At 57.3% G+C, this 21,028-nt stretch carries 18 protein-coding genes and 3 pseudogenes; 12 read left to right on the forward strand and 9 right to left on the reverse strand.

Translation table 11 applies throughout. From position 1 onward, the window contains the following. The 4 genes and pseudogenes from ACXAH3_RS16010 to tnpA all read right to left on the reverse strand — a co-directional run. Positions 1-119 (reverse strand): annotated as a pseudogene (locus tag ACXAH3_RS16010) (integrase); the annotation flags it as partial. A 272-nt stretch (positions 120-391) separates the two neighbouring features. Beyond that, the gene (locus ACXAH3_RS16015) at positions 392-1,276 is read right to left on the reverse strand and encodes a hypothetical protein (RefSeq protein ID WP_474863237.1); all 885 of its coding nucleotides are present in this window, start codon (positions 1,274-1,276) and stop codon (positions 392-394) included. A gap of 159 nt (positions 1,277-1,435) precedes the next feature. After that, positions 1,436-2,860: pseudogene (locus ACXAH3_RS16020) on the reverse strand (IS3 family transposase). A gap of 140 nt (positions 2,861-3,000) precedes the next feature. Continuing rightward, positions 3,001-3,210, reverse strand: a pseudogene (tnpA, locus tag ACXAH3_RS16025) (IS200/IS605 family transposase); the annotation flags it as partial. Between the two features lie 82 nt (positions 3,211-3,292). Here tnpA and ACXAH3_RS16030 point away from each other — a divergent pair. The 6 genes from ACXAH3_RS16030 (at position 3,293) to ACXAH3_RS16055 (ending at position 8,785) form a co-directional block, all read left to right on the forward strand. After that, entirely contained in the window at positions 3,293-3,967 is a 675-nt protein-coding gene (locus ACXAH3_RS16030) for a TetR/AcrR family transcriptional regulator (RefSeq protein ID WP_474863238.1), read from the forward strand. Further along, a complete protein-coding gene (dctP, locus tag ACXAH3_RS16035) occupies positions 3,964-5,097 on the forward strand; it encodes a TRAP transporter substrate-binding protein DctP (RefSeq protein WP_474863240.1) in 1,134 nt (377 codons plus the stop codon). Before ACXAH3_RS16030 ends, dctP begins: the two co-directional genes overlap by 4 nt. 141 nt (positions 5,098-5,238) lie before the next feature. Further along, positions 5,239-5,751 carry a TRAP transporter small permease gene (locus ACXAH3_RS16040; RefSeq protein WP_474863241.1) on the forward strand — a complete coding sequence of 171 codons (513 nt, stop codon included), beginning with the start codon at positions 5,239-5,241 and terminating at the stop codon, positions 5,749-5,751. Then, positions 5,744-7,063, forward strand: coding sequence for a TRAP transporter large permease (locus ACXAH3_RS16045; protein WP_474863243.1), 1,320 nt, complete (start codon positions 5,744-5,746; stop codon positions 7,061-7,063). The genes ACXAH3_RS16040 and ACXAH3_RS16045 overlap by 8 nt, the downstream gene beginning before the upstream one ends. Continuing rightward, a complete protein-coding gene (locus ACXAH3_RS16050) occupies positions 7,056-7,508 on the forward strand; it encodes a GAF domain-containing protein (protein ID WP_474863245.1) in 453 nt (150 codons plus the stop codon). The genes ACXAH3_RS16045 and ACXAH3_RS16050 overlap by 8 nt, the downstream gene beginning before the upstream one ends. A 41-nt stretch (positions 7,509-7,549) precedes the next feature. Beyond that, positions 7,550-8,785, forward strand: coding sequence for a metal-dependent hydrolase family protein (locus ACXAH3_RS16055; protein ID WP_474863247.1), 1,236 nt, complete (start codon positions 7,550-7,552; stop codon positions 8,783-8,785). Positions 8,786-9,294: 509 nt separating this feature from the next. Here the strand turns inward: ACXAH3_RS16055 and ACXAH3_RS16060 are convergent. After that, positions 9,295-10,155, reverse strand: coding sequence for an alpha/beta hydrolase fold domain-containing protein (locus tag ACXAH3_RS16060; RefSeq protein ID WP_474863249.1), 861 nt, complete (start codon positions 10,153-10,155; stop codon positions 9,295-9,297). A 460-nt stretch (positions 10,156-10,615) separates the two neighbouring features. Between ACXAH3_RS16060 and ACXAH3_RS16065 the strand changes: the two genes are divergently transcribed. After that, positions 10,616-11,494: a tyrosine-type recombinase/integrase gene (locus ACXAH3_RS16065; protein WP_474863251.1), complete on the forward strand. Its 879-nt coding sequence runs from the start codon at positions 10,616-10,618 to the stop codon at positions 11,492-11,494. 12 nt (positions 11,495-11,506) lie between these two features. Then, positions 11,507-12,697 carry an IS91 family transposase gene (locus ACXAH3_RS16070; RefSeq protein WP_474863253.1) on the forward strand — a complete coding sequence of 397 codons (1,191 nt, stop codon included), beginning with the start codon at positions 11,507-11,509 and terminating at the stop codon, positions 12,695-12,697. A gap of 364 nt (positions 12,698-13,061) precedes the next feature. Here the strand turns inward: ACXAH3_RS16070 and ACXAH3_RS16075 are convergent, their stop codons facing one another. The 3 genes from ACXAH3_RS16075 to ACXAH3_RS16085 form a co-directional block, all read right to left on the reverse strand. Beyond that, positions 13,062-14,405 carry a TrkH family potassium uptake protein gene (locus ACXAH3_RS16075; protein WP_474863255.1) on the reverse strand — a complete coding sequence of 448 codons (1,344 nt, stop codon included), beginning with the start codon at positions 14,403-14,405 and terminating at the stop codon, positions 13,062-13,064. Between the two features lie 2 nt (positions 14,406-14,407). Beyond that, positions 14,408-15,073 (reverse strand): potassium channel family protein, encoded by a 666-nt coding sequence (locus ACXAH3_RS16080; protein ID WP_474863257.1) that lies wholly within the window; start codon positions 15,071-15,073, stop codon positions 14,408-14,410. 644 nt (positions 15,074-15,717) lie between these two features. Further along, entirely contained in the window at positions 15,718-16,569 is an 852-nt protein-coding gene (locus tag ACXAH3_RS16085) for a MurR/RpiR family transcriptional regulator (protein ID WP_474863259.1), read from the reverse strand. Positions 16,570-16,822: 253 nt separating this feature from the next. Between ACXAH3_RS16085 and ACXAH3_RS16090 the strand changes: the two genes are divergently transcribed. Genes ACXAH3_RS16090 through ACXAH3_RS16105 form a run of 4 tightly spaced genes read left to right on the forward strand, consistent with a single transcriptional unit; the run spans position 16,823 to position 20,656 of the window. Then, positions 16,823-17,785, forward strand: coding sequence for a Bug family tripartite tricarboxylate transporter substrate binding protein (locus tag ACXAH3_RS16090; RefSeq protein WP_474863261.1), 963 nt, complete (start codon positions 16,823-16,825; stop codon positions 17,783-17,785). Between the two features lie 3 nt (positions 17,786-17,788). Next, entirely contained in the window at positions 17,789-18,721 is a 933-nt protein-coding gene (locus ACXAH3_RS16095; protein WP_474863263.1) for a BMP family ABC transporter substrate-binding protein, read from the forward strand. Then, positions 18,703-19,149 (forward strand): tripartite tricarboxylate transporter TctB family protein, encoded by a 447-nt coding sequence (locus ACXAH3_RS16100; protein ID WP_474863265.1) that lies wholly within the window; start codon positions 18,703-18,705, stop codon positions 19,147-19,149. Before ACXAH3_RS16095 ends, ACXAH3_RS16100 begins: the two co-directional genes overlap by 19 nt. A gap of 1 nt (position 19,150) precedes the next feature. After that, positions 19,151-20,656 (forward strand): tripartite tricarboxylate transporter permease, encoded by a 1,506-nt coding sequence (locus ACXAH3_RS16105; RefSeq protein ID WP_474863267.1) that lies wholly within the window; start codon positions 19,151-19,153, stop codon positions 20,654-20,656. 216 nt (positions 20,657-20,872) lie between these two features. Here the strand turns inward: ACXAH3_RS16105 and ACXAH3_RS16110 are convergent. Next, positions 20,873-21,028: tyrosine-type recombinase/integrase (locus ACXAH3_RS16110; RefSeq protein WP_474863268.1), on the reverse strand; the 156-nt coding region annotated here is incomplete at its 5' end.

A 21,028-nucleotide genomic window follows, 5' to 3' on the forward strand; every position in this document is an offset into this window, starting at 1 on the left:
AGCCGCGCCCGGATCGCCCAGACCTGTTTTGGCAAGAGTGGCCGCTTCTGACCGATGATCCGCCCCTTGTTCCAGGCTCTGCGTTTCGGGGTGGTTGCGGGAAGTTGGACTTTTGGCATGATATGCCCTCCAATCCTCCCTCCAAGCCCATACACCAGCACCGCGCTGGCCGTGGAATTGTATCCTCATTGGCAAGGGCAGTTCTCGGACGGCGCCCGACCGCGCCGGTGCTGCAGGTGCATTTGGCCGCTCTGAGCCCTTATTGACCAATGCTGCGGATTGCGCCAACGGCGGTTATCGGGAGTGATCTATGCGCCAGAGTTCGCGGGACGAGGCTGATCTGCGCGACAATCACCCGACTTGTGTCCGCCACTACAGCTTTGCACAGGTGTTAATCAGGCAGAATCAAGCGGACCGCTTTCAATTCGAACAGGTGCAGCAGGTGGTGCTCTTGCATGAGCTGCGCAAAGCGGTCGGAGAAAAGGATGCAATCCGCGAGCTTCGGCTCGATCCAGACGTCAGGGCCGTCCAGAGCCTGAGGCCCGACAGCAATTCCTTCGTCCTGCAAATTTCTGGATAACGAGTACAACTCGACAGATGCGGAGATGGGAATGCGCTTGACGTTACTTTGCTCCGGAATGAAGCTCTCTTTCGTGTTGCCAATGTTCCAAAAGGCATGGGACCAAGGAAGCCTTTCCATTCCGTCCTCGGCATAGAATTGCGCTTCGAAGAAAGAGCCATTTCCAAGGTCCAACGTCTTCAAAAATTCCGCGAGGCGAGCCGAAACCATGGGAAACCGCCCACTAATGGAGCAGTAATCCTGCAATACGTCAGGGGGATCAGTCATCGCTTGCAATATGAGCGGGAAATCACTTGCTGCAAGCAGCCGCCCAACCTTGTTTTTTGCCGAGGTCTGCATTCGCCTCCTGCGCGCCTCGGGCCCTTCGTCGGGGCCGTTGTAGGCCGCGAACACATCCAGACTGCCAGGATACTCCATAGCCCAGACTTTGGCATGTGCGGGTGAAGACGCGGCGCGCGCGCTCACCTGATCGGTCTTCATTGTTCTCGCCCCCCGGTCCACGGCCCTGCCCATGGCGATCATGGCGACGCCGAGGACAGCGGCCAGACCACCGTTCTCGAAGCTCGTCAGCCAATCTGGAAGCCGCTCGCTCAGTGCTTGCCAGCCGGGTTTGGGCATTGACAAGCCTATGCCCACTAGGCCTAGGGCCAGAAGCGCGCCTCCGAGATAGTTTGCCGTCAATGCGATTTTGGACATGATCCGCCGCCTGCTGCCTGTCACTCCAATTTTTCACTCTCATATGTCAGCTTTGTGGCCCGAATTTGACCAAGTCTGAGCGTACTGTCCGTCGTCAGAGTTTTTGGAACCAAAGGCGGCCTAAACTAAGAGAGGATTTGGCTGATCTGATTGGTTTGATTATGCGGCGCGTTGGCTGTGATGCAAGCGCCGTGCTTCGAGTGTCTTTCGTTTGATCCTTTCCCTTTGTTTTAGAATGGCTTTGTCACGGCCAAAGTAGACGTCGGCAGGTGTGACGTTATTCTGGCTCTCGTGATAGCGCTGGTGATTGCAGTGATCGACGAAGGCTTCGATCTGAGCTTCGAGGTCACCCGGCAGGAAGTAGTTTTCCAGCAAGATGCGGTTCTTCCGGGTTTGGTGCCATCGTTCCGTTGACCGGCAGGGTATTTGCGAAGCAAATGTCCCGAGAGGTGATCTTGCCCTGCGTCTGGGGGTGATACGGTGCGCCGCGAGAATGCTTCATGCCTTTGTCTTGCAGCCATTCAGCCAGATCACTTGAGACGTAGCTGGAACCATTGTCGCTGAGCAGGCGTGGCTTGTGGACGACGTGAACCTGATCGCAGCCTGATGCTTGCAATGCCAAGTCAAGTGTCTCAGTCACATCTTCTGCCCTCATGGTCGTGCAGAGCTTCCAAGAGATGATGTAGCGGCTGTAGTCGTCTAGGATTGTGCTGAGATAGAACCACCCCCAGCCCAGCACCTTGAGATAGGTGAAGTCGGTCTGCCAAAGCTGGTTGATGGCCGTTGTTTTGTCTTTGAACTCGTTTGCTGCCTTGAGCACGATGAAGGCGGGGCTGGTCATCAGGTCGTGCGCCTTCAGGATCCGATATGTCGAAGCCTCTGAGACAAAGTAGCTTTCTTTGTCCGTGAAGGTCACAGCCAGCTCTCGTGGTGACAGTTCGGTCTCCTTTAGCGCCAGCTTCACAACTTTGCGCCGCACTTCGTCAGGGATACGGTTCCAGACATGCTTTGGCTTAGGGGATTGGTCCTGCAGTCCAGCTTCGCCCAGCTGCAGGTATCGGTGATACCAACGATAGAACGTGGTGCGCGGGATACCCAATTTGGCCAGCGTTTGACGCGCTGACAGGTGCGATCCCTCCACCAGCCTGATGATCTCCAGCTTCTCAGATGCGGCATACCTCATTCTTGGTCGCCCCCATCTATAAACCGGCAGGTGAATGCAGGCATTCACCGAGAGGGCCCGATCATGCTTTTTTTGAGCAAGCGGAGTTCGAGCGTTTGCTCAGCCACGACCTCCTTCAGATCGCGTGCTTCCCGGCGCAGGTCTTTGACTTCATCGGTTGTGGCCGCACGGGCGGTATCACCAGCCAGCCGGCGCTTCCCGGCCTCCATGAAGTCCTTGGACCATTTGTAATAGATACCCTGAGAGATGCCCTCACGGCGGCAAAGCTCAGCAATACTGTCTTCCCCGCGCAGGCCATCCAAAACGATCCTGATCTTCTCTTCAGCCGAATATTGTCTGCGCGTTGCCCGCTTGATGTCTTTGACGACCTTCTCGCCAGGGCTCTTACTTGTCTTTCTCATCGTACACTCCTCAGTGGTTACTGATGAGCCAAGAACACTCTCTTATCAAATCACCCTATTTGGACCCATAGGCGCTGACGTCAGACAACCATGTCTAAACAAGCTTATGATACGATTCCTCCCCCAGCCGGATCAGACCCCATGTGGACGTGATCGGATGACAGAACCCCGCGCAGGATGTCGACCCCGTTCTCGCGGCAGACCTGTCGACAGATGTCTCGCACTCTCAGACGCAGATCGCCGACCAGAACCTTGTAGCGATATTTGGTCGACCAGACGAGGTGATATAGGTGGTAGAAAACGCAGTGTTTGCTGGTGTCATATTGCCGGCTCTGCGTCCGCTTTCGCATGTGCTGTTCTGGAATTAGTTGACAGAGTGAGAATCATTGAGTTACGCTACATACCGAACGGTTGGTATTTATAGGTCAGGTGATGAAAAAAAACACGCCAACTACGCGCACTCGTGATTCCGAGAAAACCATTGCCGCTCTCAAACAGGCGACGATTGAGCACCTGGTCTCGAACGGGTTTGCGGGGCTTTCGATTGCACCGCTTTTGAAGAAAGCGGGCGTGTCCAAGGGGGCGCTGTTCCACCACTTTGCCAGCAAAGACGCGCTTGTGGCTGCCGCCTTTGAAGATGTCCTGGCGGAGTTCTCGATCTGCCTGACCCGAATTTCCCAGCGCCTGCGATCCGGTGAAATTGACCGCGCGCAATTTGTTGAGGAGACATCTGCGGCCTTTGCCAGTGATTTATTCATCGCCACTATGGAAATGTCATTGGGGATGCGGGTTGAAGAATACCTGTCAGAAGCGGTTCAAGATGCCATCGTCATCTGGCGTGAAAATCTGCTGCGGTTCTGGACCGAAACGTTTGATCTGCCGGGCATGTCGCAAGCAGAGCAAGAGACCCATTGGGCCATCGCATCGAACACTTTGCGCGGCTACGGATTTACAAATTCCTTCGGCCATCAAGAGGTCGCAACACGGCAGATGCGGCAGGGCTTTGCTAAATTTTTTCTTACAGGGGCAGTAATTAAGCCTGTTACCGGTCCTGATGTCATCGTCCTAAAAGATAAACAACTAGCCAACAGTGGAGAAAATAAATGAAAAAGACTCTTGTCTTGGGCGCGGCCCTGACCGGTGCGTCTCTGGCCCCAAGTGCTGCAACGGCACTTGACACAGTCACCGCCGCGACCTGGCTGCCACCGCAGCACCAATATTCGCGCTATCTCTATACTTATTGGGCCGAGGCGCTTGCTGAACGCTCCGGGGGCACGTTGACAGCAGAGGTTGAATTAGGATCAGCCCGCGTGACGGCGGGTGGCAACCTGCAGGAGATCGCAGACGGTCTCGCGGACGTCTCGGGCCATTTTGCGCAGTACACACCAAGTGATCTGCCCGTGGCCAACGCGCTGGAAGAGTTAGGCATGACCTTTGGCGATCCGCGCGCCGTCATCGCGGCCGCGACCGAATTCAACATGACAGAACCGATGTTGCTGGAAGAATGGGCCGGTCATGGCGTCGTTTACACCGGGTCCTATACGACACATCAGTACAAGCTGATCTGCAACACACCAATTACCACCCTAGAGGAGCTGAACGGTGCCAAGCTGCGGCTTCCCGGCCGTGCGCCCGCTGAGTGGGCCAACTCCGCCGGTGCGGCGACCGTGTCCTTTAACACCAACGAACAATACGGTGCCTTGGACAAAGGGGCGCTGACCTGCACTACAACCACCGCTGCGGACGCCTATGTGCGCAAGCTCTACGAGGTCGCGCCACACATTACCGACATGCCGGTGACGATGTTCTGGGCAGGTCTGGGCCACGGGTATAACCCCGCTGTCTGGGCTGAATTGACCGAGGACCAGCGTCGTGCGGCACTTTACGCGGAAGCAGACGCAATGGCTGCTTTGATCGTAGACGGCACACTGCTCGAAGAAGTCGAAGCAGAGAAAAACCTCAAGGCTAAGGGTGTGACCTTCCATGCACCCGGCGAGGATCTGGCCGCGTCGATTGCCGCTTTCCGCGCGGCACAGCCCGACAACGCCGTACCGATCATTCAGCAAACCTATAACATCGTAGAGGCCGAAGCGCTGTTGGCGCGGTTCCAAGCGACGATCAACAAATGGGACGTCATGCTGGCCGATGTACCGGTCGAGGACAAAGAGACGCTGGCTACTTTGATGCAGACCGAGATCTACGACAAGATCGATCTGTCGACCTACGGTCTGTACTAAACTGTTCGAAAACGTATGTCTGAAGCGTTTGCACCCTATGGGATAGATGCGGCGACGACACGGATGTGGCCGCATCACCCTTCGATTTCCCAACTGCATCATGCGGTCCGTCGTCCTCTTTTTTCACCAAAAGGCTTGCGAATGATACTCAATATCCTGTCACGGCCGCTTGACGCACTCGACCGTTTTGCGCGCCTGCAACTGGCGATTGCGGCTTGCGCCGTGCTGGCCATTCTGTTGGCAATCTCTCTGGATGTGATCTTGCGCACAACACTCAGCGCACCGCTGACAGGGACGATGGAGGTTGTGTCGTTCTATTTCATGATCCCCGTCGTTTTCCTGCCCATCATGATCCTTGAGGTGCGGGGTGAGCATATTGACACCGACCTTTTCTACAGATTCTTCCCGGTCGCGGCCAAACGGCTGTCGGTGATTGTGTCGGGCCTTTTGTCTCTCGGGATTTATGGTCTGCTGACCTACATCACTTTTGAACAAGCTGTGTCCTCCACCGCGCGAAGCGAAGTGGCGATGGGGGTCAATCTGATGCCGGTCTGGCCCGTGCGTTGGATCCTGCCACTGGCCTTTGCTAGCTCAACGGTGGCGGCCTTTGCGTTGACCATCCGCAATTTGAAGGGCACGAAGCAAGATGCTTGAAGACCTCGCCCCCATTCTGGTGTCCTTGGCTGCTTTGCTGTCGCTGATCGCCATTCGCGTGCCCATCGGCCTGTCGTTGATCGCGGTTTCCTTTGTCGGCATCGCCTATGAAATCAGCCTGCGGGCGGCAATCGGCTCGCTCGCGCGGATTCCCTATGATCTCGCCTCCAACTGGAGCTTTTCTGCCGTGCCTATGTTTCTGTTGATGGGCTTTGTGGCCTCAGAGACAGGGCTGACCAGCGGGCTATTCCGCGCGTCGCGGCAACTTCTCGCACGTCTGCCCGGAGCCTTGGCCTGTTCCAGTGTTTTGGCCAGCGCGCTGTTTGCGGCGGCATCCGGGTCATCGGTGGCCACGGCCTCTGCCATGTCAAAAATCGCCATCCCCGAAATGCTCAACCGTCGTTATGATCCGGGGCTGGCCTGCGGGACCATTGCGGCGTCTGGCACGTTGGGGTCTCTGATCCCGCCAAGCATCCTGATGATCCTCTATGGCGTGTATTCGGATGTCTCAATAGGAGCGCTGTTTATGGCGGGCATTCTGCCGGGCATTTTGTCGATGACAGTCTACATCGGCATGATCGTAGCCCGCTGCACGCTGAACCCCAGCCTTGCCGGCGGCGGGGCCAACCCCGAGGACGAGCCAACGGTGGGCCTTGGCCAGCTTCTGATGGACATGGCCCCGCTCCCGATCCTGATAGCCATCGTCATGGGCTCGATCTCGATGGGATGGGCCACACCAACCGAGGCGGGCGCGCTTGGCGCATTGGGCGCAGTCTTGACCGCCATTGTCATGGGTACATTTTCGCTGACAGGCTTTTGGACGGCGCTGAAACAATCCGCCCTTTCATTTACGGCGATCTTTGTGATCATCATCGGCGGCGCGCTGCTGACCCGCTATGCGGCGGTGGCGGGGTTAAACAGGGTACTGGAACAGCTCTTTGTCGAAAGCGCAGCCGGTCCCTTGATCCTGATCCTCGCGGTGTCGGTGCTGTATATCGTGCTGGGCATGTTCATTGATTCCATCGGCCTGCTGTTGCTGACCGCGCCTCTGGTTCTGCCACTAGCCGTGTCGCTGGACATGGATATGATCTGGTTCGGCATAATTCTGATCAAACTGCTGGAAATCGGGCTGATCACCCCGCCGGTCGGCCTGAATATCTTTGTGATCAAAAGCGCCCTTGGCAACAAAGTCGAGCTGCCGACAATTTTCAAAGGCGTCACGTGGTTCATCAGCATGGATGTGCTGACGCTTTTGTTGCTGGTTGCCTTCCCTGCCATCACCCTTTGGCTGCCGGAGATGATCTATGGCTGACCCAAACCACACGGTCACCGCCCAGATGAAAGCGGATTTCGCGCGTGTTACGCAAATCTGTAAAGAGCAGTTCGACTTCCGATTTATGACCATTCTGAAAGTGCTGCCCGATCCGGTGAATGTTCTGCGGGTCCATAGCTCGTCGCCCGACGACTACCTGATCGGCGCGCTCAAACCCATGGGCGGCACACCCTGGGGCAAGCTTGTGATCGACGGTGGGCAAGTGTGGCTGGGGAATGGCGCCAACGAAGTGCTTTGGGCTTTTCCCGACGCGCAGCTGATCCTCTCCAAAGGCTGCGAAGCCTGCGCCTGCGCGCCCGTTGTCAGCGGCGGCAGGACGATTGGTGTGCTTTCGCTCAACGCAGCGTTGGACGCCTACACCGCAGATGATCTGCCCAATATGGCCCACATCGCCAAACATTTGATCCCGGCCTTAAGCGATTGAACAGCTGCACCCGAGGCATTGAAAAAAGTAAGGAAAACCCAATGACCAGCACACTTGTCAAAAACGCCTGCATCGTTGACGGCAGCCAAGACCGCCCCACCGATCCGATGCAAATCGCCATCGAGGACGGCAAGATCAAAGAGGTAGCATCAACCGTCACGTTTACCGCGGACGAGGAGATCGACCTGAACGGATATACCGTCATGCCCGGCCTGATCGACTGTCACGTGCATACAATCGCGGCCAGTGCCGATCTTGGCGCCAATGCGGCAGCCCCCTCCTCCCTGATTGCTGCAAAAAGCGCGCGGTTGATGAACCAGATGCTGATGCGCGGCTTTACCACGGTGCGCGACCTTGGCGGCGCGGATCGGGGCCTGCAGCAAGCCGTGGAAGAGGGGTACTTCATCGCCCCCCGTCTAGTGATCTGCGGCAAGGCCCTTTCCCAGACTGGCGGCCACACAGATTATCGTGGCCCCTATGACAACCGCCCCGTGGACTGGTACGCGTCTCAACTGGGCGCCATGGGCCGGATTTGCGACGGTCTGCCCGAAGTTCTGCGCGCCGCCCGCGAAGAAATCAAATCGGGCGCTCAATTCATCAAGGTGATGGCCGACGGAGGCGTCTCCTCACCTTCCGATCCGGTCGGTTATCTAGTGTTTTCCGCCGCAGAGTTGAACGCTCTTGTCGAGCTTGCCAATAACTTCGGCACCTACGTTGCCGCGCATCTCTATGCCGATGACGCCATCGTGCGCGCTCTGGATTGTGGCATCACCTGTATCGAGCACGGTAACCTGATTAGCGATGAGACCATCGCACGCGTTGCACGCGAAGGGGCGGTCGTGGTGCCGACAAATATCACCTATGACTTGCTGGCCCGTCGCGGTGCGGAATTTGGCCTGCAACCCGCATCAGTCGCCAAGATCGAAGATGTGCGCCTGCCGGGACTAGAGCGTTTGGTCAAAATGCACGAAGCGGGCGTGACGATGGGCTACGGCTCAGATCTTTTGGGCGGCATGCAGTCCGAACAATCCGGCGAATTTCCCCTGCGCGGGCGCTATATTCCGGCGCATGATGTGATCCGCTCTGCCACGCTGGACGCGGCAAAAGTGTTGCGGATGGAAGGGCAGATCGGTGCGCTGGTGCCCGGCGCCTTTGGTGATCTGATCGCGGTGGACGGCAACCCGCTGGACAATCTGGACCTGCTGACCGAACAGGGGGCCCATATTGCGCTGATCATGCAAAATGGCATTGCCGTGAAGCGGAACGCCTCGCTGTGAGCGCACCAGATACAACTGTCATGTTGTTTTATCGCGATAGCCGTCGGATTGGCCTTTAGATTGCAAGGGCGGCGCAAGCACGGAGGGTTTGTGTTAGTCTTGGCCTGCGCGAACCATCGAACCTGCCCCATGTGCTTAATCCGCAACGCTCCCATCAACACACTTACGACGCTACTGTAAACTGGACAGACCGTCAGGACACTTGCCGCTTTATTGTAGCTTGTCTCTGAGCGCCTCACAAGGCGACTATTCTAGCTGCCTTTCTTGGGTGGGTTTTAGCATTGCAACTCATCTTATTGCAGCGGCACAACGGTATGGCAGGCGAGGAATGGCGGAAGTGGTCGGGAGGGCGCGTGAAGGATGGAAAGATAAAAGACGCGGCACCACAGAGAGATCATCCCCTTGCGTGGCAAAGGGTTTTACGGTGCCGTGTGGTCGAGGCGCGTGCCTGAAAACAAAGTTTTTCGAGTGATTACAAAAGGGTTTTATGCTCCGCGCTTCTTCAGAAACTACTCCGACACCCCAAGGTGATCAGCAAAGAACGTGACCGCTTCCGGGACTGCCGCGTCGAAACCATCGCCGCCGTGGCCTCCGCCTTCGACCCAACTCAGAGATGCCTCATGGCCGTGCTCTTGCAGCGTATCATAGAGGCGCTGACTTTGGCGGGGGGACACCACAAAATCTGCTGTGCCGTGGGTCAAAAGAATTGGCGGGAGGTCAACCCCGGCAGGGAGTTCGGCAATCTGCGCGCGCGGGCTAAGCGCATCCGCCGCGTCGGGGTTGTCGGGAACAGAAGCCCCCAGAAGAAGGCTTTCGGGCGAAGGCTCCTCAAACCGTTCATTCTCGCCGGGCACCTCATCGGTCACGCGGTCGCCTCTGAGTGCCGCTAGGTCGGATGGGGCATACCAGGCCACAATTGCATCCACATCCAGATCGTCCGTGCCCGCGGCAATCAGCGCAGACCAAAGCGTCAGATGTGCCCCTGAGGACTGGCCCCAAACGCCCATGCGGTCTGCGTCGATACCAAGCGCGGCGGCTTTGTCGGCGAGATACCGAAGCGCGGCTTCGACATCCTCTTTCTGAGCGGGCCAGATGGCTTCGCTGGAATAGGTGTGGTTCATGGCAGCAACGGCCAACCCAGCAGAATTCAGCGCCTCAACACGGCCATAAAGCTGAACCTGCGTCTTGTCATTTCGGAACCAGCGCCCGCCATGGATAAACAGCACAACGGGCGGGGTTTCGACGCCGTCAGGCATATAAATGTCCATCGTGTTGCGGTCGCGCGGGCCATACGGCACATCGGCCTTAACTTCGGCCACGGCCGCTCCCGCACAGGCAAGCGAAAACAGGATCGGGGCAAGGAATTTCATGAGCTGTCCTTTGTTTTGTCTGTATGAATGACATGAGCGCAGGTCATAACTAACACAGAATACTGCGATTTTGGCACCCCATTGTTTAGAAGTCTGCCGTCAGTGGGGTCGAGTGCGGCTCAGTGCAAGATGACACGTTAAGAAGTTAAGCAGCTGAATATGCACACTATTGTCTGTGACTTATTTGACGTTCAATGACAATGTATTTGCATTATATATCATTGATATTAAACGATATAAATCCTTAGAGTGGTTTTCTGCACTGAGCCGCACTCGACCCCAAAAGAACTGACCTTCGCGCGACGCTGGAAAATGTCCGGTTCGAGCCCAAGGACGAAGCCGCTCGCGGGGCAATGGCGCTTGTGGTGATGGCGGCGCGGTGATCTGACCACCGGGATTTTGGAAATGGGCAAGTCTATCCGACGATTGGGACCTCTCAATCAACGGATAGGAGGATCCCATGGTGGACCAAAAGACAACACCGCTGCGCACGCGGATGATCGAAGATATGCGGATCAAAGGGCTGGGTGAAGGCTCGCAGAAGGCGCATATCAGGGCGGTTCGGTACCTTGCCGAGTTCCTTGGGCGGTCGCCGGACACTGCGACATCCGAAGACTTGCGCGCCTACCAACTTCATATGGTTGACACGAACGTCACCCCGTCGACTTACAACGCGCGACTTGTCGGGCTGCGGTTCTTTTTTGAGACGACGTGCAAGCGCCCGGAGATGAAGGACTGCCTGCATTTTCGCACGGAACCGCGCAAACTACCTGTGGTGTTCAGCGCCGAAGAGGTGCTCGAGATCCTCAGGGTCGCGCCGGGTCCGGGTCTGAAGTATCGGGCTGCACTCAGTATTTCCTATGGCAACGGGTTGCATGCGTCGGAAGTCTGTAACCTCAAGGTCACTGATATCGACAGCGATCGGATGCTGATCCATGTCGACCGGGGCAAAGGTGGCAAAGACCGCAAAGTCATGCTCTCGCCAGGACTGCTTGGCTTGTTGCGGGATTATTGGAAAGAAGCGCGTCCGGATGGCTGGCTTTTCCCCGGCAAGCCCCGGATCAACCCGCTGTCGCCGCGGCAATTGCATCGCGCCTTCAGCGCAGCCAAGCACCTTGCCGGGATCAAGAAGCCGCGCAGCACGCTGCACTCTTTGCGGCACAGCTTCGCAACCCACCTGCTTGAAGCCGGGACGGATGTGCGCGTGATCCAGGTTTTGCTCGGTCACGCCAAGCTCAGCACCACCGCGCAATACACCCATGTGGCGACCAAACTGATCCGGGATACCGACAGCCCCTACGAGCTGTTGGCGCAACTGCGGGACCGAAGGTCGGAGTGACGTCTGCCGGCGTTGCCACGCCCACGACTGGAGGTTGCTGATATCTTTCGTGCCCATGGCCCGACCTATCGGCAGGCGCATGCGGTCAACCTGAGCCAGCTCAAAGCGATGTCAGCGATTGAGGCCTGCCGAACAGAGACGCTCGGCGGGCATGTGGCGGCCTGCACCAAATGCAACCACCAGCATATTGCGTACAACAGTTGCAAAAACCGGCACTGCCCGAAGTGTCAGGCACCAGCGGCACGAGACTGGATGGCGGCCCGCGCCGAAGACCTGCTTCCGGTCGAGTACTTCCATGTGGTCTTCACTCTACCGGCGGAGATCGCGCGCTTTGCACTTTGGAACAAGCGTGCCGTTTACGGCCTGCTGTTCAAAGCATCGGCAGAGACGGTGGCGACCATTTCCGCCGACCCCAAACGCCTTGGTGCCCGCGTCGGCATGACCAGCGTTCTCCATACCTGGGGCTCAGCGCTGACCCATCACCCGCACATCCACATGAGTGTGCCGGGTGGTGGCCTATCGCCGGATGGCACCCGATGGATTGCCTGCGAACCTAGGTTTTTTCTGCATGTGCGCGTGCTGTCGCGACTATTCCGGCGGTTGTTTGTCGAAGGTCTCATGGCCTTGCACCATGCAGGACAGCTGAGGTTCTTCGGTGACCTCACTGTATTGGAAGACGCCAGTGCCTTCGCCAGATGGCTGGCCCCGTTCCGCAAAACCGACTGGGTTGTGTATGCCAAACCACCGTTTGGCGGCCCTGAAGCTGTACTGGCTTACCTCAGCCGATACACCCACCGTGTCGCCATCTCAAACCATCGGCTCGTCAGCGCCGATGCGGGCATCGTGGCATTCAAATGGAAAGATTATCGGATCAAGCGCGGGGATCGCATGAAGGTGATGCGGCTCAATACACACGAGTTCATCCGCCGCTTCCTCATGCACGTTCTCCCCGACCGGTTCCACCGCATCCGCCACTACGGCTTCCTGGCCGGGGCTAGCCGCAAAGAGAAGGTCGCCAAAATCTGCGCACTGCTCGGGAACATCAGATCAGCGCACCCAGACCAACCGTCAGAGGAAACGCCACAACCCCTCACATTGCGCGAACCATGCCCCGAGTGTGGCGGACAGATGCGCATCATCGAGACTTTCCGGCGTAGGCAGTTACCTCGAACCCGAGCCCCGCCAAGAAAGCAGGCCGCATGATGAAAAGCCCATCTTCCGCCCATTCCTCAGCCCGACGCTCACCGCGCCGGTCAAAGGATGGCTTTGGCTCACTGCCATCGACGCGTCGCGACAGGAGCCAAAGCCAACGCAGCAAGGCCTATAAAAGTGCCCGATCCCATGCCAAAGACCCCAACGCTGAGCCTCCAAACCCGGAGATGCCCGCGAAACGCTAACCCAAATCAGGGACTGGGGCCTGCGCTTTCCCATAGCGCGACACCTTCATCCCGCGGCTTCCACCTTGTCAGATTTGTCAACGCGGGCCACACCGCTCAATACAAAACTTACGCACTGGCCCGCATCAAAAAATCTTAGACAAAGCGGCCCTTCGACCTATACCTCACGGTTACCCAAGATATATTTGCCCTGCGGGGTACTTTACCCGCGGCGCGCTGCGGGTCGCGAGGAAAAAACCGATGGCCAGAGGGCCGACCCGGCCGATGAACATCATTGCCATGATGATGGCCCTGCCGGTGCCATCAAGCTCTCCTGTCGTCCCGCGCGACAGGCCCACAGTGCCGAATGCCGATGTGACTTCAAACGCGAGGTCGATGAATTCGCCGTCGTGATTGATCGAGGTCACAAAAATGCCCGTTAGAACCAGAAGCATGGAAATGGTCGTGAGAGCGAGGACCTTCATGACTTCGTCGACACCCAACGAGCGCCCAAAGGCGTGCAGAGTTGTTTGACGCCTGAAGAAAGCAACCGTGGCGAGCAACAACACGCAGAGTGTCGTCACTTTGATCCCTCCTGCGGTCGAGGTGCTGCCACCACCAACCAACATGAGTGTCATCGTCAACATGGTCGTGCTGTCATGCATTCCGCCGGTGTCGATCGTATTGAACCCGGCCGTACGCGGGGTGACACCCTGAAACCAACTTGCCCATAATTTGTCACCAGTGCTCAACTGGCCCAAGGTGTTGGGGTTCGTCCATTCGAGAAGCCCGAACATGACGCTCCCCCAGGCAATCAGAATGCCGGTTCCGAGCATCATCAGTTTGGAATGCAGCGTGAGTTTACGCCACTGGCGTTTCTGATAGATATCCCCCACGACAATGAACCCGAGCCCTCCCAGAATGAAAAGGGCCGCGATTACCATGTTGACGATCGGGTTACCTACCCATTGAGAAAGACTGTCGGGATGAAGCGCAAAGCCCGCGTTGTTGAAGGCCGAAACAGAATGAAAAATCGCCTGCCATATGCCATGCCAGCCGAACTCGGGAACAAAGACCAGGGCCAGCAAGGCAGCCCCGATCCCCTCGCAAACCAGGGCGATGATAAAGATGATGCGCGCAAGATAGGTCAAGTTTGACAGCGATGTCTGGTTCAGGTCTTCGCGCAGGATCAGGCGTTGTGGCATACCTACCGGAATGCCGAGCGCCCCAAGCAAGAGCACCGCAAAGGTCATCAAACCCAACCCGCCGAGTTGAATGAGCACGGCAATGACACCCTGCCCAAAGCCCGTAAAAGCAGCTCCCGTATCAGCAAGCACAAGCCCTGTCACGGTCACGGCAGAGGTTGATGTAAACAGCGCTTCGCCCAGTCCGATGTTCCCGTGATGCGAGATCGGTAGCCAGAGCAGGAGTGCACCCAAGATGATGAAGGCGAGGTAAAAGAGCACCAGAACCGCGGGGGGTGGCATCCGCAAGGTCGCGAAACGTATCACCAGTCTTGAAGGTCGGAATGCCATGGTTAGAGGCTGGCGGCGAAGTTGCGCAAGTCTTTTCGCTGGCCGAGCAATAGCAGAAGGTCGTCCCGCTCCAGTTGGCATCCTGTCGCATCTTGCCCAACGTATTCAGTTCCGCGCATGACCCCGATGCAACGCAGATTGAATTTTTCGCCATGCGGCAGATCTTTCAGGCTCTTGCCTTCAAGGCTTTCAGGGATACGGAAATTGACAACGTGGTAGCCGTTGCCCAGACTGACATAGTCACGCACCAGCGGGTTATGCAAAACCTGCGCGATATGTTGACCGACCTCAACTTCCGGATGAATGACCCGGTCGACACCAAGTTTGCTCAGGATTCGGTGATGCGTCTTGGTCGTGGCTTTGGCCCAAACAACCGGCACGCCGACAAGTTTGAGGTTGATCGCCGCAAGGATACTGGCCTCCAGATCGTCACCCATGGCAACAACGGCCACATCACAATCACCAAAGCCCGCTTCCCGCAAAGCCGCATCATCGCGTGCATCCACGATCATGGCCTGAGAGAGTGTTTCGGCAAGGGTCATGACGCGTGCTTCGGATATGTCGATCCCAATGACGTGATTGCCGAATCGCTGCAACTCCTTTGCGACGGTGCTGCCAAAATTGCCTAGTCCGACGACACCAAAAGTTCGGTTGGTAGAATTTTTCATGTCTGAACTCACGACCTTTGATCACATCCGGGAGACCGTCGCTGCTATACAGAAATTTGTCAACATGGGCTCTTAAGGCTGTTTCGCCGCAAGAAGCACGAACACGCGCTCTGAGAAATAGTGACTTTCGCTGCACTTTGAACCAACCGAAATGACGCGGACAAACCAGACTTGTGCAGATGCGGCTATTGCTGACGCAGCATTCCCTCGCGCGCGCAGCACAGGAACTTCGGTGACGCAGTGAATTCCCCCAGACCGGCCATTCAAACGAACCAATTCGGGTGGAAGTCAAACCGCTCTTTCGCTGCGCCTTGCACGAGCTCGAACGATGCGGACAGTGCGGACATATATGCTCGCGGCTTTCGCTGGCGCTGAAAGCTCTCGCACATGCGGTACGCCAATCGATGCTGCGCAGCGCAAGTCACCGAAGCGGTTTTTGGAGGAGGCCGATCCTGACGGATTTCAAACCGGCCTTTTAGCTCCGGTGCGTTCCAACAATGAAAACGAAGACGAACCTGTCACACGGTACTTGAGGGTCAACTGGCGCTTTCGGCCCGAGCACTAAATCGCTTCGAAGCCCGACATTTGCTCAGGGGTTTGCGAACTCGATTGATCGTAAGGCTCTCCTAAACCGATTTTGGTGACTACACCTCTCCCAAGTCCTTGTTGAATTCATCGATGCGTCGCAATCTCTTTCGGGCATCAAGGCCAGCTCTCAGAGTCGCCCGCGTGACGATCTGGTGGCATAAGGAAGTGACTGAGGCATGGTTGAACTGTGGGCTTGAGGTTTCGATCCGGCAGCGGAAATGCCATTTTGTGCGATGGTTCGGGTCGGTGCCATCGTCTGTGATCAATGCGGTCGAAATGCCCAACCGATCCAGTTGTTGGAGAGCGGCGTCAGTGTTGCCCATCTTTTGGCGAAGGGCGATCCAGATCACGATGTCGTCGGGCTGCATGGCCGCAAAGTGCTCGCCCAGACTTTCCCCAGCCTGCGGGATCAGAGCTGCTTCGGGAACCACTTTGATCAATTGCCAATAGACGTAGGATGCAAAGCTATGGCTGATCCGATAGCCAGCGACCCAGACCTTACGCGAAGATACAATGGCCTGCGCGAGCGCATCGAGCTCTGCCATGTCGATGCGTTCAAACGTATGCGAAACATTCTCCAACTCTTCTTCAAGGCTGGTGGCTAGCAGCTTCTCAGGTGGGACGCTTTCCGAATGCGCGAGAAAATGGCGCGATCCGCGCTGTCTTTCCGTGCGGGCCGCTCGGCGGGCACTTTCGTAGTTTTCAAATCCCAACCGCCGGACAAAGCGCGACACAGTTGATTTGGAAACACCGCTGAGCCGCGCCAATTCCTGCGCGTCGTAGGAGGCAAGATCTCCGGGAAACTCAAGAAGAAACGTCCCCAATGTCCGCTCTGCGCGATGCAACTCCGGCAGCGCGGCTTTGACCCTGCTCAGGAAAGATGCGTCCTCGTGAAATCCAAATTTCATGTGCCGAGAATGCATCGGCGCATGAAGTCAAGCAAGCTCAAACTCCTCGATTCGATGAGGGGATATGCCGGGCGTGCACTATTTTCTCAAGGAGCTTGTGGGGAAAAATTCGCCACTAACCCCGCAAACATGCCCAAAAAACAGGCGAACCCAGTGACCAAGGCGCTTCCGACTAAGAAACCACAGTTTCTTCGACCGCCGATTTTGCGGTGTGGTGGTACCGTAGTTTCATATTTACTCAGGGAGAATGCTGATGAACCGTAGAACACTCCTCGCAATCACGGCGGCTTCGATTGCGGCCCTCGCGACACCGACACTCGCACAAACAAGCTGGCCCGAACGACCTGTTCGAATTCTGGTGTCTTTCCCGCCTGGCGGGTCGAGCGATCTGGTCGCCCGGCTTTTGTCGGAAAAACTGTCGGTCTCGCTGGGCCAGCAATTCGTTGTCGAAAACAAACCCGGAGCCGCCGGAACGGTTGCGGCAACTGCGCTGCAAGAAGCGGCGCCCGACGGGTATACATTTATGTTGTCGAACCTAACGCCGTTCAATGTCGCGCCGATCCGCTTTCCGGACACACCCTACGATCCCATCGCGGACTTCGATCACATCACCTATATCGGAACGGTCAATCTCGCATTGTTTGTGTCGCCTGAGCTGGAAATCACCACCCTCGAAGCAATGATCGAAGCAGCGAAGGCCGAGCCAGAAAAGTACGAGTATGGCAGCTCCGGTGTTGGTTCTTGGGGCCATGTCATTGCGGAACACTTCCAGAATGTGACCGAAACAGAACTCTTCCATGTCCCTTACAAAGGGTCAGGCCCGATGCGGTTGGATTTCAGGGGCGGTGTGGTTCCGGCCATCTTCGACGCCGTGCCACAAAACCTGCCGTCGGTCGAAGAAGGGACCGCGGTCGCGCTTGCCGTCAGTGCAACCGAACGATTGTCTTCGCTGCCCGACGTGCCGACCTTCAGCGAATTGGGCTATGACTTCGTGGCAGAGAACTGGCTCGGAGTGAGCGCACCTGCCGGTGTATCGGACGAAATCAAAGCCAAGCTCGATGCCGCCCTTGCGGAGGCGATGGCATCCGAAGATGTGCTTGCTCAATTTGACACCTGGGGCTTGGTGCGCAGTCCCAAGACAAGCGCGGAATTCTCGGACTACGTGGCTGGCCAGCTTGAGCTATGGACGCCACTTGTGCAGACGGCGCTTGAGTAACTCATGAAGATCGCTGTATTTTTCGTGGGTGAGGTCGAAGACGCTGGCTTCAATGCCAGCGCTCTGGCCGGAGCGCAGGCAGCCTCGAACGACGACCTTGCCGAGATCAGCATCATCTCTGGTGTCAGCTACGACCAGGAAGAGATCCGAAACAGGATGGCCGCCATCCTGCCAGATCATGACGGACTGGTTTTCATCGGTGGACAGGGCAATCTGGCAACACCTGAACTGGCTACGGCCAACCCAGATAAACGGTTCGCCATTGTTCAAGGAAACAGGACCGGGCCGAACCTGGCATCGTATGATGTGCGTCAGGAAGACTCGGCCTTTCTTGCGGGCTGCCTGGCCGCACGTCTGACGCAAAGCGGCACCGTAGCGCATCTGTCGGGGCACCGCGTGCCGCCTGGGCTGAAGGGACGTGCCGCCTTTGCGGCGGGTGTGGCACATGCCGATCCCGCCGTGGACGTTCTAACCGGGTTCTGTGGTACTCAGGACGATGGCGAGGTGACCTATCGATGGGCATTGGCGCAGATCACCGCCGGTGCCGACATCCTGTTCACAATGCTGAACGGTGCGCGTGGCGGTGCCATCCGCGCATGCCGCGAACACGGTATCCGGCAGATAGGAAACGCGTTGGATTGGGTGGCGCGCGACCCCAGCGTGTTCGTCGCGTCGGCCATAGCGCGGATAGACACCGGCGTGTGCCGTGCAATTGAGGACATGGTGGGCGGTCACGTTCCGAACCATGTCGTCGAGTTCGGTCTGGCGGAGGGTGATTTCGTAAACCTCTCCCTCGGTCGGGATGTCCCGGAGGCGATCTCGGACGAAATCGATGACTTCGCTGAAGGTATTCGCACTGGCCGGATTGTAGTGCCGAAAGAGTATGCTGGTGACGAGTTCAATCCGGATAGGGTGCAATGCGACACAACTCACTGATTTCTCTGATCGGACCGCTCATAATGTTGGCGGCGGGTCTGACATTTACCATAGGTGCCGTGGCCTCGCTCGATCTCGGCACTTTCCGGCGCATGGGGCCCGGAGCATTCCCGGCGCTTGTGGGCGGCACTTTGGTGATCCTTGCCATTTTGGTCATTTTTCAGAGCCTGCGCACACCGGTCGAGACGGAACGCGCCGATCCGATTGCGGTTGTTGGCGTTTTCGCTGGGGTGGGTGCCTTTGCGTTTCTGACACCGCTCTTCGGCGTCCTTCCCGCCACCTTGGTCGCCGTCTTTGCTACCGGATCAGCCATTCCGGGCTTCCACTGGCTACCGAGGCTAGCACTTGCGATTGGAGTTGCGACCGGGGTTTGGCTGATCTTCGTGCAAGGGCTTGGCATGCCCTTTGTTGCGGTTCGGTGGCCCTGATATGGACCTTGTGGCAAACATCGCTCTTGGTTTCGAAACGGCTGCCACGCCGACAAACCTTTTTTACTGCTTTGTCGGTGTCTTCCTTGGAACTTTTATTGGGGTATTGCCTGGCGTCGGGCCTTTGGCCGCTGTTGCCATGCTGCTGCCCGTTTCATTCTACCTCGAGCCTTCGACCGCGTTGGTCATGCTGGCTGGCGTCTATTACGGGGCCGAGTATGGCGGGTCCATCGCCTCGATCCTGCTGAATATACCGGGAACGCCCTCGTCCTCCGTCACCTGCATCGACGGATACCCGATGGCACGTCAGGGACGCGCCGGACTTGCGCTCTTTGCGACATCCCTTGCGTCTTTCTTCGGGGCGATTGTGGGTGTCATCGTTATCATGCTACTTGCGCCCAAGCTAGCAGAATTCGCCCTTTTGTTCCAACCGGCCGAGTATTTCTCCGTCATGGTGCTTGGCCTGATCGCGGCCTCCATCGTCAGCTCCACGGGGGCGCTTCGTGGTCTGATGATGGTGTGCCTGGGCGTGCTGTTGGGTACGATTGGCGTTGACGTGAATTCAGGCGAAACCCGGTTCACGGGCGGCATCCCCGAATTGCGCGACGGTGTGTCGCTGGTTGTGGTTGCCATGGGGCTTTTCGGCGTGTCGGAAGTGATGGTCTCGCTGCGTGGCGCGACACAAAGCTATGCTGGCGCAAAGCTCTCTTGGCGCGGGTTCTTCCCGACGCGCTCCGAATGGGTGCGCAGTTTCTTCCCGGCCTTGCGCGGCTCGGCCACCGGGTCGTTCTTTGGCACTCTACCCGGGACGGGGCAAACCGTGGCGAGTTTCGTCGGCTATGCCTTGGAGAAGCGGATCAACAAGAACAAGACTGAGTTCGGGAAGGGTGCCATCGAAGGCGTCGTTGTGCCAGAGGCTGCCAACAACGCGGCCGCGCAGACCGCGTTCATCCCGACGCTGACACTGGGTATCCCCGGATCCACCACGATGGCGTTGATGATCGGAGCATTGATGATCCACGGCATCACCCCGGGACCTCGTCTGATTTCGGAACATCCAGATCTATTTTGGGGGCTGATCGCAAGTTTCCTGTTTGGAAACCTGTTCCTGCTGATCCTGAACATCCCCCTGATCGGCCTTTGGGTCCGGCTTCTCCGCGTGCCCCATTACTACCTTTATCCTACGGTCATCATGATGATCTGCGTCGGTGTCTACGGTATCTCAAACTCGCTGACCGATGTCTGGGCAACACTCGCATTTGGCGTGATCGGCTACGTCCTGCGACTTTTCAGGTTCGAACCCGCCCCCATGCTGATCGGGTTCGTCCTCGGACCAATGATGGAAGAGTTTTTTCGTCGTGCAATGTTGCTGTCTCGTGGTGACCCGATGGTATTCCTCGAACGGCCCGGCAGCGCGGCACTTCTCGCCGTTGGTGCCTTGCTGCTCTTGTTCTCGGCGATGCCGCCAAGACGGCTGTTTGGGGCGGTGTTTCAAAGAAAACAATGATGCAAAGTTCCAAGGCGCGCGTCGGCGCCAAGCGACAAAACTCGTCCAACGAAATTTTGGGGGATACCACCCAGAGCTATCGGTCACCTGCCGAACCCGAAGGTCCGCTTCGGAGGATATCTCTGCCGCCGCTCAGCGTTGTAGATCGAACACTTGCAGCGATTTTCGCGCTGCGTGCTCTCGCAGCGGAAAAAGTAAATTCACAAGTTGGGCTCGTTACCGACCAACGCCGCGCAGGGGGCAAAGACCCGCATTGAATTGGCGAACGGTACTATCGATCTTCGTGTGACCAAGTAACAGTTGGACCGCGCGAAGGTTTCCGGTCTTTCGGTAAATCTCCGCTGCTTTTGTCCGGCGGAGCGAGTGCGTGCC

Source organism: Aliiroseovarius sp. ABM4_368, assembly GCF_056161205.1.

Coding starts and splice junctions, on each gene's coding strand:
- ACXAH3_RS16015 (WP_474863237.1), bottom strand. CDS start 1,276: ATGTCCAAAATCGCATTGACGGCAAACTATCTCGGAGGCGCGCTTCTG.
- ACXAH3_RS16030 (WP_474863238.1), top strand. CDS start 3,293: ATGAAAAAAAACACGCCAACTACGCGCACTCGTGATTCCGAGAAAACC.
- dctP (WP_474863240.1), top strand. CDS start 3,964: ATGAAAAAGACTCTTGTCTTGGGCGCGGCCCTGACCGGTGCGTCTCTG.
- ACXAH3_RS16040 (WP_474863241.1), top strand. CDS start 5,239: ATGATACTCAATATCCTGTCACGGCCGCTTGACGCACTCGACCGTTTT.
- ACXAH3_RS16045 (WP_474863243.1), top strand. CDS start 5,744: ATGCTTGAAGACCTCGCCCCCATTCTGGTGTCCTTGGCTGCTTTGCTG.
- ACXAH3_RS16050 (WP_474863245.1), top strand. CDS start 7,056: ATGGCTGACCCAAACCACACGGTCACCGCCCAGATGAAAGCGGATTTC.
- ACXAH3_RS16055 (WP_474863247.1), top strand. CDS start 7,550: ATGACCAGCACACTTGTCAAAAACGCCTGCATCGTTGACGGCAGCCAA.
- ACXAH3_RS16060 (WP_474863249.1), bottom strand. CDS start 10,155: ATGAAATTCCTTGCCCCGATCCTGTTTTCGCTTGCCTGTGCGGGAGCG.
- ACXAH3_RS16065 (WP_474863251.1), top strand. CDS start 10,616: ATGGTGGACCAAAAGACAACACCGCTGCGCACGCGGATGATCGAAGAT.
- ACXAH3_RS16075 (WP_474863255.1), bottom strand. CDS start 14,405: ATGGCATTCCGACCTTCAAGACTGGTGATACGTTTCGCGACCTTGCGG.
- ACXAH3_RS16080 (WP_474863257.1), bottom strand. CDS start 15,073: ATGAAAAATTCTACCAACCGAACTTTTGGTGTCGTCGGACTAGGCAAT.
- ACXAH3_RS16085 (WP_474863259.1), bottom strand. CDS start 16,569: ATGAAATTTGGATTTCACGAGGACGCATCTTTCCTGAGCAGGGTCAAA.
- ACXAH3_RS16090 (WP_474863261.1), top strand. CDS start 16,823: ATGAACCGTAGAACACTCCTCGCAATCACGGCGGCTTCGATTGCGGCC.
- ACXAH3_RS16095 (WP_474863263.1), top strand. CDS start 17,789: ATGAAGATCGCTGTATTTTTCGTGGGTGAGGTCGAAGACGCTGGCTTC.
- ACXAH3_RS16100 (WP_474863265.1), top strand. CDS start 18,703: ATGCGACACAACTCACTGATTTCTCTGATCGGACCGCTCATAATGTTG.
- ACXAH3_RS16105 (WP_474863267.1), top strand. CDS start 19,151: ATGGACCTTGTGGCAAACATCGCTCTTGGTTTCGAAACGGCTGCCACG.